Below are 12,602 nucleotides of genomic sequence, written 5' to 3'. Positions count from 1 at the left end.
GCGCCGCAAGCGCAAGAAATTGGAGGCTACGTAATGTCTCTAGTGAATTACACATTCACCGTTCGCTGGAGTGACGACAAAAACAAGCCGCACGCGAAAACCTACGAAACAGAGGTGGCAGCCAAGAAAGCTAAGAAATGGCTGCTGGAGCACGGCGTTCGCAGCGTGGATATTGCGGTAAAAATTAACAATAAGCCAGCTGGCAGCCTACAGGATAGTGAAAAGCAACCTGAGGCTGCGGCTGAGCAGAAAGGATTTTGGTGGGAAAAATGATCGACGACAACCAATTCGACATATTCCAGTGGGCAAACTGGGCTGACGCACATAAGAAAGACCTACTCATTGACCTGTTCATTTTCAACAAAAACTTTACACCATATGTCTTGCCATTGGATTCAGAGAAGATGGAAGAGCAGATGCGAGTATTATTTCTCTATGAAATACTTAACGCGGTTCAAACCGGAGCAGCGACTGGACTGTCAATCAAAGACTATGCAACAAACGATCAGATAGACAATGTCCTGATGTACAGCGAGCTTGAAAGCATCCAGCGTGCTCATACTCTCGTTTATTTCCTTGGTGATGATCGCATCTCTCAATTCGACGATCAAGAACACGAACTGAAGCGTATGCACGGTATTGTAGCGCGGTTTAGCGATCCAAAGGATCCAGACAAGACCTTTTACGTCGCCAAACAGCTCCAGCGGTCGCAGATGTTGAGCGGCAGCCTTACGTGGCAGACCAGTGGCAGCAAGTTTGGTGAACTCAAGGCTGATGCGGCATTCAAAATACCAGCAGACAACCAAGTGCTAATCGCCGGCGACAAAGTGTTCGCGTTCAATCCGAAAAAGTTCGTCAACCTGTTTAGGCAAGATCCGTCAAGCGACATTGTAACTAGGCGAATCGCCAAACACCTAACTGAGAAGTTTGCGTTGTCATTCCCAGAGGGCTTGTCGTTGGAAGAGTTAGCTGACAATAGTAGGTCGCTGACCGACACACTGCTAAAGCTAGACGTTGAACATCTACCAGACCGACAAAGGGTCGTTGATCATGCTGACGAAATGAACTTGGCGCTCATGACAGACAATAATGACGGCATTATCATCATGGATAACCGTGACGCAATGATGTTCGTCAATATTTTGGCCGACAATTACGTCGATAGCAATCTGACCGGATCGCACTATCTCGCAACCAGTAAAAAGCGGATCGATGGCGACTCGCAGATGAACATGAACATATAAACGCTGTTTACCATTGACCTACCATACGTCGAAAAACTGGGTGAACATTAACAATTCAACCGCATAACTGGGTAGACGACCTCCACATATCGTCTACTCAACTGGACAGATGATATGCACAACTCCTTATCCGCCGTACGCCATCCCACCCCGGCGTGTCAGGCAAAAATCGTGAAACGTTGTGAGTCGGCTCATACAACCGCAGTGTAACGTGTATCGTCTGTTCAACTGGTAGCGCCAACGCACCTTTAATTGTTACTTAGGGAAAAAATTGTATACCTATTTATAGCTATTCTAAACAACTATATTTTGGTGCTATCAACTGGCAACATCATCAAGACAAATTAACCATATTAGTGCTTTACAAATGGTGTTGCTGAATGGCTATATAAGTGGCGGAATAGGTAGACGCGTGTTCTCTCATTATTTTCGTCTTGGGTTTGCATCCTTGACGGCTTGATGAGATTAAAGCTGACAGAATTGTCGACAGCACCACGATGAACACTAAGGCAGCTATCGGCTGGAAAAATGTCGTGTGATGTGACTTTACGAAACCTAATTCCCTCATATTCGAGGAAATTAAAACTCGGCAAATCATCACCTTATATAGCCACCAGTTATGCGGTTGAAATTAGACGGAAGAAAGGGACACTATGTTGCAGGCTGATCAAAAACAGGTCATAGACTACATCAAAGATAATATTGATTCATGTTTGGCTTTTGCTAATTTCGAGTTTGATTCCATTGCAAGAAGCGGAGTTGACGGGACTATGCTACTGTTGCCGCGCATTGAGGTGACTATGAACATAGATTACGAGAGCCTTATTGACTACGTAAATAAAAAGAGGTTAGAGGAGCTGGACGATGACTGACATAAAACAGCGAGGCGACCCTCGCGCGCTGTCATGCAACGATGGACACGATCTGTGCTATTGCGCTGGTCGTCCAGAGTGCCACAACTGCGGCCAGCCGCTATGGGACGATTATGTTAAAGAACCGCTAGACCACAGCGACTACAACTACAACCACGCAGCATGCTGCGACCTGGTTTTAAGTCATTTCACCTACGACGATTGGGAAATAGGCGACGATGACAAGTTGCGGATGCACGATTATGTTTTGGTTGTCTATCCAGATGCGGAGACTGGCAATAAGATTAATATCGTCTGTCAGATTGTAGAGATGTGTGGCGTGGGATTACCGGCGCTTAGAGCATTAGAGACTGGCGACAGGACAAGCATTATGGGCACGTACATTACAAATTGTCGCCTGGTGCGAATTAAGAAGCCAGAGGAGAAACAATCATGACCATAATAATCGCGGTAATTTTCGCAATCGTAATACTAACAGTCCTAATCGTGCCAGCAATCGAGGACGAGATCGAGTATCGAGAGTGGCTAGATGAATCTAAGAAGAGGAGGAAGTAATGGACAGAATCGAACTTAAAGAGTCGGCGTTTCGGCAGTCTTTTGACGGGCTTGCTGTCGGCGATAAAGTGTATTTCGCCTATCGAGATGAAAGAAAAAGTAATCCCGACAGATATGGACTTGGCGTTGTTGTTGCCGGCGGAGTAACCGAGGAGCAACATACTACGCGCCTACTTGATGGACTCTTCGTAATATCCAAAACCCGAAAAGTTACCAAGGTGCTGGTTGAAATGAAAGATGGCGAGAACACCGAACGCTTTTTGAGGAAGCCGAGTGAGTGCTTCAAGGCTGGAGGCAATGAAAAATATGAGAAAAAACTTTAATTCTGATGTTGTATATATCGTTCGAATAGTCAATCCGCATATTAACGAAGATTATCTACTCAAGAATGCTATTAGTGAAGTTGTTGCCTTTAAGGATCGTGACGACGCTATCGCTGCCGCAAGATTGCGCATCAGAAAAAGATTCTTTGTTGAGTATTTTGAGATTTATCAGTATCCATTGTGGATGGTTAAGGAGTGGCGAATGCCAATACAGATACGCTACAGAGTGCCTAAAGAGAAAGGAGGAGGAAATGCCTAATCTCGCAAACATAGATAATCCATACGAAGACCAAGAGCAGGAGGCGTTTGTTAAATGGTTGGACGATAACGGCTATCCACGTTTCAGAGTACCTAACGAAACCTATACCAAAAGCCATAAGCAGCGAATCAAGAATAAGAAGCTTGGCGTGAGTTCTGGTGTGCCAGACTTGGCCGTAGTTGTGCCTAACACAGGAACACGACGAGTCTACGTAGAAACACTTGATAGCGACGATAGCGCTGATTACGACCAGCCTATTAGCCGCTTGGTGTTCATCGAAATGAAACGCAAGAAAGGAGGCGTGACATCAGGGAACCAAAAGAAGTGGATTAAGACACTCAACGAGGCCGGTGTTGAGACTGTTGTCTGCAAAGGCTGTGATGAGGCCATTAAGTTTATCGAATCAATAACTAAATAGGAGACTAAAATGTCCAAAGTAAAAATTGAAATTAAATCATGGTTCAGCGGAGATGTATTGTTTGAGTACGAATCAGACAACGCCACGATGAAAAAAGCAGTTGAAGCAGCTGTTGACGATAACGCTAACCTGAGGGACGCTGACCTGAGGGACGCTGACCTGAGGGACGCTGACCTGAGGGACGCTGACCTGAGGGACGCTAACCTGAGGGACGCTAACCTGAGGGACGCTGACCTGAGGGACGCTAACCTGAGGGACGCTGACCTGAGGGACGCTGACCTGAGTGGCGCTGACCTGAGGGACGCTGACCTGAGTGGCGCTGACCTGAGGGACGCTGACCTGAGGGACGCTGACCTGAGTGGCGCTGACCTGAGGGACGCTGACCTGAGTGGCGCTGACCTGAGTGGCGCTGACCTGAGGGACGCTGACCTGAGTGGCGCTGACCTGAGGGACGCTGACCTGAGGGACGCTGACCTGAGTGGCGCTGCTATTTATTACTCGGACAGCAATTTTGACGTCAATTATCGTAGAGGGTATTTCTTGAGTCTCACGAATCTTGAAGAGATTGAAACGGAGATGCATCACGGTGTTAAAAGCTGTCGTCGATGGTCGTTTACTTGGAAAAACGTTTTGAGAATCAAGAGCTGGAAGCTGAAGCCTGCCGCTGGCTCTTTTGAAGCGGTAGCTAAAAATGCTAGCGCCGCGTCAAAGGCAATTGCTGATGGTGTTAAATCTCAAGCCGACGAGAAATGCGCGCAGCCTGAAACGCCAGGGGTTAAAGTTGGCGACAGGGTTGCATTTAAGCATGGCGACGAACCGATAGAGGCGCTGTGCGGCGATGTGATTGCGATAAAAGGAGGCGAAGCGGTGATTGAAGTGAAGCAGCTGTTGGGACGTCAAGCATTCATCCTACCGTTTGACAAGCTGATCGTCATTCCGCCGAAATCACAAGAGCAATCGAACGATTGAGAGGTTTATGACTGAAGTGGAACGCTTGACTGCTTGATAAAACAGTCAAAGCATTTTATAGCTAGGCGCTGGTGAGATTGAGCGGTTGGGAGGCCGCGATTGCCAGCGCCTAATCTGTATATTTCAGAGGTAGAGGAGGGATAACAAACATGGTCAAATGGCTAAAAATCGACAAACAAGACAAGACAAGGCGACGCCGTCAGGAGATCGGGCAGGTCGCCATTTATTATATTTCGAAACAGGCAATTATTATTGGTGATGAGCGAAAATGCAAGCCGTTGTCGCACTACATCCTCTTGCAGTCTTGGCAAGATCGAAACAAAAAACCATACCAGAATATGCTACGCAAGTTACAAAGCACTAAAGACCTGACTCTCATGCAAGCACAGCTCATCGCAAACAGTTACGGCGTGTATATTTCATCTGTCTCTGAGCAGTCAATACCAAAAGAACTACGCGTCAATCTCTAGAATTATAATCATGAAAGATGACTTCAAATCATGTCCTAAATGCGGCCGAAAGTATAAGCGGCAAGACAATTACGATATCCATGTAGCTGGTTGTAAACGTACGTCACCATCAACTCATGGCGGAGCTAGGAAAGGCAGCGGCGGAATTAAGGGCAAAAAGACCCAGAAGGTTCTCGACCGTATGAAAGAGAAGCAGCGTATTTTGGATCGAATCACCAGAAACGCTGACAAGCTGTATGAGGCACAGTTCCGACTGGCGACGGGCGTGCAGTTGCTGTTTGTGATAAAGACCGACCGAAAAGGCAATCGACTACCGGCTGAGCAAGTTACTGACCCCGAAACGATTGCGGCATTTCTCGACGGTGAGCTTGATGGCGTGGATGACGAGTACTATTTCATCGCCACGCAGAAGCCAGACAACAAAGCTATTAAGGACATGCTAGACCGAGCTTTTGGCAAGCCAGTTGATCATGTTGATTTGTCTGTCGATGTTCGCGAGAAGCAGCCGCCAAAGATTGTATCGACCATCAAGCCGCGCAAAACGAAAGGCGAATAGCCCATGTCGCTAGAATTAAAGCCGAAGCAGCAAAGCGTTGTCGATATTATTAACGACTGCCCTGAAGTCGATACTATTTATTTGATTGGTGCAGTTGGCACCGGCAAGACAGACATCGCGGCGAGTATCGGCATCGATATTTGTGACACATTTGAGAAGACATATTGGACGGTTTTTCGCAAGAATATCAGCACGGCGAAGCGGTCGGTGATTCCGTCATACCTGACTATGCTCGACCGCAAGAACTTCAAGGAGGGCGAGGATTACACGTACAATGGCCAAGATTACGAGATTAAGTTCCCTAACGGCTCAAAGATTGGATTTGTGGAGGCGGACGAGACAAAAGATAGGAGCGGCCAGAAAATTAAAGGTATTAACGCTACCGCTAGCCATATTGACGAGGCTGACGAATTGTCGCTGACGATGTTTACCACGGCTAAATCTCGCAAAGGACGCCGCAACACTAACGGACAGCCGAGCATCGCCATTATCACCCTAAACCCAAACGATGTTGAGCACATTAAAGAGGTATATATGCGCTGGAAGTATGGCGGAAACGGCAAGTATGAGCCACTACCGTCAAATATTCGTGTGGTCGAGTTCGATTTATCTGATTCATGGCAGATGCAATCAGATATCGATGCAATGATGACCAACCCGACATGGTGGGTTGAGCGGTACCTCAAAAATAACTGGGAATACCAGGACGAGAGCAAGACTATATTCCGTTCGAGTATTTTCGCCAAGGCAATCGTCAAGAGCTACGATCCAGGACGTAAGACGACTGGCTACGACGTGGCGCGTGATGGTGTTGACCGCAGCGTGGCGGCAGACTGGGAGAACCTGACACTGATTGATGGCAGTATCACGAAAGACTCAAGCGAGCAGATGGAAACAGGCAAGCAGGCAGAGTGGTTGATCGAGCATTCAGATAACTTCGCGATTGGTTATGAGAATATTGCCATTGACGGCGTGGGCGTTGGTGTTGGTGTTATCGATGGCGGTAAAGACCGCGGTGCTGAGTTTGCGGTATTTAAGTCCGGCTTTGCACCTGATCCATTTTTGACATTTGGCGACGAGCCAAAGAGCCGAGAGGACGCTGAGCGTTCACAGGAGCTGATGGCGTTTAATAATTTACGTTCACAGTTGGCGTATATGCTGGCGATGGGGTTAGACAGCGGCAAGGTCAAAATACTCGAGAGCTTTCCGTTTCTCAATGAGTTTATCAAGGAGGCACAGATGCACCACCACGAGTACAAAGACAAGGTGTTCGTGTTGGAATCCAAGGAATCAATCAAGAAGCGGCTCGGCAAATCGCCTGACATATTCGACTCTGTATTGATGGGTCTCTGGCTACAGCTGAAGCACGAGGTAGTGATGGAGTGGGGCGGAATTATGTAATCCGTATATTTACAGTTAGAGGACTATATGAAATTGAAAGACTTTTTGCGCAAATTAAAGTTTCAAAAGCCAGACAGGGACACTGTCATTGAGGCGTGGATAGGGCTGCTGATGTTCATCGGTGTGCCGTTTTGTATTTGGCTATATTATGGCGGCAAGGTCGCCACAGTGGTATTTGTCGGTGTGCAGCTAATATTTTGGTCGGTTTATTTATACAGGAGTAATAAGTAGATGGGAATTATTAAAACAGCTATGGGATTAAGGGGCGAGCGCCGGGTGAGTGGTGTCGACCCTGCTTTTCAAAGATTATCGATGTTCGATCATTACCGAGCCAGCAGTTACGCGACGGCTTATCCTAATATTCGCACGATTGCCAATAAGTACATGACGGTGCGGCCGTTTGCTATTGACGGCAACGGCAAGCAGGTGCCACACGAAGTCATCAATGCACTGTACCACCCAAACAAGTCTGACAGCTCCGTAGCGTTCGCAGAAAAGGTAGCCGTATCGACACTGTCACTGCGTAAGACATACATTTTGGTATGGAGTAACTACGGCGGCACAGCAAAACCTGGCGGCGACTTCATGGGGCAGGGCGGCAAGAATATCGCCGGCTTTACATTCCTGGAGTTTCCACGAGTCTCTAGAGTTGGCGGCAAGACGACATATACGGTTGGCTCGCAGACGTTCACTGAGGACGAGGTGCTAGTGCTGCCTGGCGGCGTTGATCCAAACGACCTGTACGCTGGCTATTCACCGTCTGAAGCATCACGCCGTTGGGCAACACTCGACGACTACATTGCCGATTTCCAAGCTGGCTTCTTCGAGAATGGAGCAGTGCCGGCTGGGCAATTCATTATTACCGCACCAACACAACAGTTGTTTCAAGAAAGCGTGGCAATGTTGCAAGATTCTCATCGCGGAGCTGGCAATAATAACAACATCACATACACGCACCGTCCAGTCAATATAAAGACTGGCATCCCGTCAGGCAGTGCAGCCATTGAGTGGGTGCCGTTCTCGCAACCGAACAAAGATATTGACTTCGAGAACTTATTTAAGCAGGTGGATAGGCGAATTGATACGTCATTTGGCGTATCGGCGATTATGAAAGGTATCGATGACACAGCTACGTACGCTAACGCACAAGTGTCAAAGCAGGTGTTTGCTGAGAACGTCGTTGACCCATTATTGCTACGCAACTACACACAGCTGACGCACGAGCTGAACCGAATCACCGGCGGCATGGGCGTGGCCATCACCTACGAGTTTGCTATTCCGCAGGTTGTCGATGAGGTCAAAGTGCAGGCTGAAGCTGATGATATTCGTATCAATTCCATTTTGAAGCTGGAGGCAGCAGGCTATAGCACCGAGAGCATCATTGATGCACTAAAGCTACCTAATAATTTCAAGCTATTGCGTAAGGGCGACTATAAACCGCCAGAGATTGAAAATGATAAGCCAGATGTTGACGAGGGCGATGAAGTGGCAGACGCGCCAGACCGCCGCAAGGTTGGCGACACGGGGGTTTGGGGAGAAGCGAACGGCACCAGCCCAAAAGCATCAGCCGATGATCAGCCGCAGACGCTCGATGATTTTGAGCAGCTGATTTATGACGCAACGACTGAGTTTATGCAGAAGCAAGTCGACCGAGCGATTGCTGAATCACGCCAGACGGCCGAAAACAGCACTGAAGAGGACGACGAGCAAAACGAATTTGCCGAGGCACTGCTGCTGATTATCGTGGCGTTGATGATTGTACAGGGCGCAATTTACTTTGAGGATGGTAAGCAGCTACTGATAGATAACGGAGTGTCTACCGCCGAGCTAACGGGTTTTGTGGTGGCAGCATCAACACAGGAAGCATACCGAGCATATCTACTAAATGTGGCTCGCTCATATGCTGACGATACGGCCGCCTCAATCCGCCGTGTGCTTGATCATGCAGCATCGCACGGCTGGGCACAATCTGAGCTAGAGGAGAAGCTGCGTGGCATTATGAAGACCGACGAATGGCGGGTGCAGCGAATGGCTCGCACTGAGATATCACGAGCTGACGCACTGTCAAGCGTTGAAGCCATGAAGCAGGTGCAAAACCAAACAGGAACGCTGATCGAGAAAGCGATGGAGAGTGAGACCGGCAAGCCGTGTGAGTTTTGTGCCACGCTAATCGATAAGTGGGTGGCAGTTGATGAGCCGATCCTGAATCTGAATGAAGCAATCATTGGCAGGGACGGCGGCATATTCATCAACAACTTTGCACAGAACGATGGCTATGATGTCCACCCGAACGGTCATTGCCATCCGAAGTACCGCGTCGTCAAGGCGTATCTCAATGCTGAGCGGCGAATTATCGATGACGAGATGGCTGATTTAGATTTGCGATGCGAGGAGTGCGGCCGCTACCTAAACATCAAGGGTGTCACGCAGATGATCGCACAGGTGCGTTGTAGCAATGCGAAGTGCAAGCACGTCAACAACATCAAGATCGTCAACGCTACCTCGACAGACGACCAGGTGCGTTATGAGTTCGATAAATCGTAATCTGTAGTCTTAGAAATAAGACGAGAGCAAAACGCTCAAATTGGACGGGCAAGCAGGAGTCGAAAGCAAACTTTAACAAGGAAATAAAGCATGAAGTTCTGGAAGTGGAGCAATTCCGTTTCGTCGAATAATCAAGAGCTTATACTTGACGGGCCTATCGCGAGCGATACCTGGTGGGGTGACGAAGTCACACCCGACCTCTTTCGCGAAGAACTCAAGCAGCATGCGGGCGATTTGACAGTTGTCATTAACAGCCCCGGCGGCGACGTATTTGCAGGCTTGGCAATCTATAACGCACTTGTGAATCATAACGGAAATGTCACTGTCAGAGTTGATGGTTTAGCGGCGTCGATTGCATCAGTAATTGCGATGGCAGGCGACAAGATTATCATGTCGCCAGGCTCAATGATCATGATTCACCGCCCGTCCGTTTACGCGGCTGGCACGGTGGACGACATGGAGAAAGCCAAAGACGTTCTGATGAAAATCGAGGAGGGCATCACGCCTATCTACGCCAAGCGAACAGGGCTGAGCGATGAAAAGATCGCTGAGTTGCTGGAGGCGGAAACGTGGATGCTTGCCGATAAGGCTGTCGAGCTTGGTTTTGCCGATGAGGTGTCTGAAGCACCAGAGAAGCAAAAACAAGACGAGAGCGTGCAAAATGCGATGGGTATGAACTTTGCGTTTAGTATGTCGGCCGTAAAGCAGGCAGATGCCAAGCCAATGCAGAGCCTGGTTGAACAAATCAAGGCGAAAGCAGAGGCTGAAGCAGCTAAGGCGGCAGAGCCGACCGAAAATGCACCTGAACCTGAAACGAAGACTGACGAAACAGCGGTACCGGAAGCCGCGCCAGAGGCAGAGCCTACTGACGAAGCTGAGCAATCAGAGCCGGATGAACCAACTGATAACAATCCTGAGGAGGATACGGAAATGGATCCGAAAGATATTGCAAAGATGCAAGTTAAAGAACCAGCTGATCCAGCAGCTGTCGACAAAGGTACTGTCGTAAATTACCTGGACACGCCAAAGGCATTAGAAGATTTTGCTGACGTGCTGGTAGCACAGGCAGGTGCTGGTGCGGCCGCTGTTCGTGAAGCGTGGATGGACAAGCTTGAGGCTAACGGTGTACAGATGGCTGTCACTGGTGCCGACAAACTATTCCCAACACCAGTCGTTGAAGCGATTGAGAGTGCATTCAAGGCGGGCGGCCCGATTTGGAATCTGGTCGACAAGACTGGATTGGATGCCTACAACACAGCTTGGGACACCAATACTGACGGTGCGTTGGGACACCAGGCTGGTAAAGACAAGAAAGAGGCTACGATTGCCATCGAGAACCGCGTGCTTGAGGGTCAGTACATCTACAAGTACCTCACCCTTGACAAAGAGACTATCCGCAAGAACAAGAGCACTGGCGCGCTGTTGCGTTACGTATTGCAGGAATTGCCAAAGCGGATTATCGCGTCAATCGAGCGTGCAGTGGTTATTGGCGATGGTTTAGAGGATACTAGCGACGACAAGATCAAATCGTTTGTGTCTGTCAAAGCTGACGCTAAGGCTGGCAACGTGTTTGCTAAAACCTACACGCCGAAAGCCAAAGAAAGCCGTCGTACTTCAATTCTGAATGCGATGGACTTGATTGAAGCCGAGGGTGATGTCTACATCGTTGCAAAACGCGGCTACATCACTTCGTTGAAAGATGAGCGTGGTAGCGATGGACACATGCTGTATACGCCAGGTGTCAATATCCTAGAGGATTTGGAGTTGGCTGGTAAAATCACACCGCAGTGGTTCAACGACACCAATGATCCTGATAACGACGCATATCTGATTGTCTTCAATCGATACAAGGTAGTCGGCGATCAATCAATCGAGAGCTACACCAACTTTGCGTTGAAGCAGAACAAGCACGAATACTTGCAGGAAATCTTCGCAGGTGGTGGCTTGAGCGGCATCGCGACAGCAGTGGCTATTAAACATGTAGCCTAACAGAGAGGGGTGTAAGAGATGGCAGCACTGGTAACTAAAGAAGATATCGAGGGCGTACTTTTACGCCCCCTTTCTGATACCGAAAATACTTACTTTGAACGGCTATTGCAGCAGGTGACAGAGACACTGGAAGCGCTGCTGGATGTCAAGATGCAGGGCGAGGCAAATACGTCACGTCGGTATGAGGCAGCCTGCGGCTCACGTTTTCTAATTGTCGATCCGTTCACCAGCTTACTACCAGAGGTAACCACTGAGAGTGGCAAGCCGCTGGTAGTCAAGTGTGTAAGTCAGTTTGACGAACTGAACGCCAGCTGGTTCAACATCATTGAGATGGCTGAGCCACTGGAGACGGGGCGACATGTCGTCAAAGCAGCGTGGGGATATGGCGAGCCGTTGCCATACGGCTTGAAAATCCTCATCGCAAGGCTATTTGACACGCTGTCAATAGCTAATCAAGGTAGTTTTTACAACAACGTAAAATCTGAGACGGTGCTGAGTCATTCAGTGACGTATGACAACACCAAACAAGTTATTGACCAGTTCGCCGAGGCGAATGTCGACCTACTGGCGAAGTTCGTACGGCCAGTCAGCTCGTGTGTAGTATCTGGTGATACGTTCGGTGCACCACTGAGCCAGCGTGGAGTTCATCGCTATGATATTCCGCGATAGCATCACCTTGGTCGCACCCGTAGACGGTGTATACCGCCAGACGGGAGGCGAGCGGCACAATGTGAAGTGTGTCATCGAGCAGACAAGTGGCTTGACCCGCGGCGGTAGCTACGATGCCATGACAGGTGATGCTAGAGCGTATCTGGACGGCCGAGATAGCTGGTTGTCATCAACTGGATACTCGATCGAGGGATATTTTGCCGAAGTGACGCTGTTTGGCGTTAAGCGAGTGTACCGCGTTGCTAATGTGGCAGTTGGTAGAGCGGTTGTCACCAGCGGTACAGTACAGCATGTCGAGATTGAGCTGACAAGGCTCGACAGAGAGGTGTGATC

Annotated in this window: 16 protein-coding genes and 2 pseudogenes; 17 read left to right on the top strand and 1 reads right to left on the bottom strand. The window is 48.8% G+C overall.

Features of this window, described 5'->3' with window-relative positions; all coding sequences use genetic code 11:
* Positions 1–33: 33 nt before the first annotated feature.
* The 8 genes and pseudogenes from V4210_RS02370 to V4210_RS04365 form a co-directional block, all read left to right on the top strand.
* Positions 34–273, top strand: coding sequence for a hypothetical protein (locus tag V4210_RS02370; protein WP_338520457.1), 240 nt, complete (start codon positions 34–36; stop codon positions 271–273).
* Positions 261–1,244, top strand: coding sequence for a hypothetical protein (locus V4210_RS02365; RefSeq protein ID WP_338520456.1), 984 nt, complete (start codon positions 261–263; stop codon positions 1,242–1,244). Before V4210_RS02370 ends, V4210_RS02365 begins: the two co-directional genes overlap by 13 nt.
* A 653-nt stretch (positions 1,245–1,897) precedes the next feature.
* Positions 1,898–2,116 (top strand): hypothetical protein, encoded by a 219-nt coding sequence (locus V4210_RS02360; protein WP_338520454.1) that lies wholly within the window; start codon positions 1,898–1,900, stop codon positions 2,114–2,116.
* A complete protein-coding gene (locus V4210_RS02355) occupies positions 2,109–2,552 on the top strand; it encodes a hypothetical protein (RefSeq protein ID WP_338520453.1) in 444 nt (147 codons plus the stop codon). Before V4210_RS02360 ends, V4210_RS02355 begins: the two co-directional genes overlap by 8 nt.
* Positions 2,553–2,670: 118 nt before the next feature.
* Positions 2,671–2,994 carry a hypothetical protein gene (locus V4210_RS02350; RefSeq protein WP_338520452.1) on the top strand — a complete coding sequence of 108 codons (324 nt, stop codon included), beginning with the start codon at positions 2,671–2,673 and terminating at the stop codon, positions 2,992–2,994.
* Positions 2,969–3,253 carry a hypothetical protein gene (locus V4210_RS02345; RefSeq protein ID WP_338520451.1) on the top strand — a complete coding sequence of 95 codons (285 nt, stop codon included), beginning with the start codon at positions 2,969–2,971 and terminating at the stop codon, positions 3,251–3,253. Before V4210_RS02350 ends, V4210_RS02345 begins: the two co-directional genes overlap by 26 nt.
* Positions 3,246–3,671, top strand: a complete 426-nt coding sequence (locus V4210_RS02340) for a VRR-NUC domain-containing protein (protein ID WP_338520450.1) — start codon at positions 3,246–3,248, stop codon at positions 3,669–3,671. The genes V4210_RS02345 and V4210_RS02340 overlap by 8 nt, the downstream gene beginning before the upstream one ends.
* A gap of 9 nt (positions 3,672–3,680) precedes the next feature.
* A pseudogene (locus tag V4210_RS04365) lies at positions 3,681–3,932 on the top strand (pentapeptide repeat-containing protein); the annotation flags it as partial.
* On the opposite strand, the pseudogene V4210_RS04360 reads toward V4210_RS04365, so the two are convergent.
* A pseudogene (locus V4210_RS04360) lies at positions 3,839–4,162 on the bottom strand (pentapeptide repeat-containing protein); the annotation flags it as partial. The pseudogenes V4210_RS04365 and V4210_RS04360 overlap by 94 nt on opposite strands.
* On the opposite strand from V4210_RS04360, the gene V4210_RS04355 reads away from it, so the two are divergent.
* From V4210_RS04355 to V4210_RS02295, 9 genes are all read left to right on the top strand, one after another.
* The gene (locus V4210_RS04355; RefSeq protein WP_411912129.1) at positions 4,056–4,640 is read left to right on the top strand and encodes a pentapeptide repeat-containing protein; all 585 of its coding nucleotides are present in this window, start codon (positions 4,056–4,058) and stop codon (positions 4,638–4,640) included. The pseudogene V4210_RS04360 and the gene V4210_RS04355 sit on opposite strands and share 107 nt — an antisense overlap.
* 149 nt (positions 4,641–4,789) lie before the next feature.
* Entirely contained in the window at positions 4,790–5,110 is a 321-nt protein-coding gene (locus V4210_RS02330; protein WP_338520448.1) for a hypothetical protein, read from the top strand.
* A 10-nt stretch (positions 5,111–5,120) separates the two neighbouring features.
* A complete protein-coding gene (locus V4210_RS02325) occupies positions 5,121–5,666 on the top strand; it encodes a hypothetical protein (protein ID WP_338520447.1) in 546 nt (181 codons plus the stop codon).
* Positions 5,667–5,669: 3 nt separating this feature from the next.
* The gene (locus tag V4210_RS02320; protein ID WP_338520446.1) at positions 5,670–7,067 is read left to right on the top strand and encodes a hypothetical protein; all 1,398 of its coding nucleotides are present in this window, start codon (positions 5,670–5,672) and stop codon (positions 7,065–7,067) included.
* 27 nt (positions 7,068–7,094) lie between these two features.
* The gene (locus V4210_RS02315; protein WP_338520445.1) at positions 7,095–7,298 is read left to right on the top strand and encodes a hypothetical protein; all 204 of its coding nucleotides are present in this window, start codon (positions 7,095–7,097) and stop codon (positions 7,296–7,298) included.
* Entirely contained in the window at positions 7,299–9,611 is a 2,313-nt protein-coding gene (locus V4210_RS02310; protein ID WP_338520444.1) for a phage portal protein, read from the top strand.
* Positions 9,612–9,701: 90 nt separating this feature from the next.
* A complete protein-coding gene (locus V4210_RS02305) occupies positions 9,702–11,600 on the top strand; it encodes a head maturation protease, ClpP-related (RefSeq protein WP_338520443.1) in 1,899 nt (632 codons plus the stop codon).
* 18 nt (positions 11,601–11,618) lie between these two features.
* Positions 11,619–12,269: a hypothetical protein gene (locus V4210_RS02300; RefSeq protein ID WP_338520442.1), complete on the top strand. Its 651-nt coding sequence runs from the start codon at positions 11,619–11,621 to the stop codon at positions 12,267–12,269.
* Positions 12,253–12,600 carry a hypothetical protein gene (locus V4210_RS02295; RefSeq protein ID WP_338520441.1) on the top strand — a complete coding sequence of 116 codons (348 nt, stop codon included), beginning with the start codon at positions 12,253–12,255 and terminating at the stop codon, positions 12,598–12,600. Before V4210_RS02300 ends, V4210_RS02295 begins: the two co-directional genes overlap by 17 nt.
* Positions 12,601–12,602: the final 2 nt, after the last annotated feature.

Origin of the sequence: Candidatus Nanosynbacter featherlites, assembly GCF_037013405.1 — a bacterium.
Taxonomy (GTDB): domain Bacteria; phylum Patescibacteriota; class Saccharimonadia; order Saccharimonadales; family Saccharimonadaceae; genus Nanosynbacter; species Nanosynbacter featherlites_B.
This window is presented reverse-complemented; position numbering and strand designations above follow the sequence as displayed.

What these genes read in the sequence shown, in the direction of transcription:
- V4210_RS02370 (WP_338520457.1), top strand. Translation starts at nt 34, where the DNA reads ATGTCTCTAGTGAATTACACATTCACCGTTCGCTGGAGTGACGACAAA.
- V4210_RS02360 (WP_338520454.1), top strand. Translation starts at nt 1,898, where the DNA reads ATGTTGCAGGCTGATCAAAAACAGGTCATAGACTACATCAAAGATAAT.
- V4210_RS02355 (WP_338520453.1), top strand. Translation starts at nt 2,109, where the DNA reads ATGACTGACATAAAACAGCGAGGCGACCCTCGCGCGCTGTCATGCAAC.
- V4210_RS02350 (WP_338520452.1), top strand. Translation starts at nt 2,671, where the DNA reads ATGGACAGAATCGAACTTAAAGAGTCGGCGTTTCGGCAGTCTTTTGAC.
- V4210_RS02345 (WP_338520451.1), top strand. Translation starts at nt 2,969, where the DNA reads ATGAAAAATATGAGAAAAAACTTTAATTCTGATGTTGTATATATCGTT.
- V4210_RS02340 (WP_338520450.1), top strand. Translation starts at nt 3,246, where the DNA reads ATGCCTAATCTCGCAAACATAGATAATCCATACGAAGACCAAGAGCAG.
- V4210_RS02330 (WP_338520448.1), top strand. Translation starts at nt 4,790, where the DNA reads ATGGTCAAATGGCTAAAAATCGACAAACAAGACAAGACAAGGCGACGC.
- V4210_RS02325 (WP_338520447.1), top strand. Translation starts at nt 5,121, where the DNA reads ATGAAAGATGACTTCAAATCATGTCCTAAATGCGGCCGAAAGTATAAG.
- V4210_RS02320 (WP_338520446.1), top strand. Translation starts at nt 5,670, where the DNA reads ATGTCGCTAGAATTAAAGCCGAAGCAGCAAAGCGTTGTCGATATTATT.
- V4210_RS02315 (WP_338520445.1), top strand. Translation starts at nt 7,095, where the DNA reads ATGAAATTGAAAGACTTTTTGCGCAAATTAAAGTTTCAAAAGCCAGAC.
- V4210_RS02310 (WP_338520444.1), top strand. Translation starts at nt 7,299, where the DNA reads ATGGGAATTATTAAAACAGCTATGGGATTAAGGGGCGAGCGCCGGGTG.
- V4210_RS02305 (WP_338520443.1), top strand. Translation starts at nt 9,702, where the DNA reads ATGAAGTTCTGGAAGTGGAGCAATTCCGTTTCGTCGAATAATCAAGAG.
- V4210_RS02300 (WP_338520442.1), top strand. Translation starts at nt 11,619, where the DNA reads ATGGCAGCACTGGTAACTAAAGAAGATATCGAGGGCGTACTTTTACGC.
- V4210_RS02295 (WP_338520441.1), top strand. Translation starts at nt 12,253, where the DNA reads ATGATATTCCGCGATAGCATCACCTTGGTCGCACCCGTAGACGGTGTA.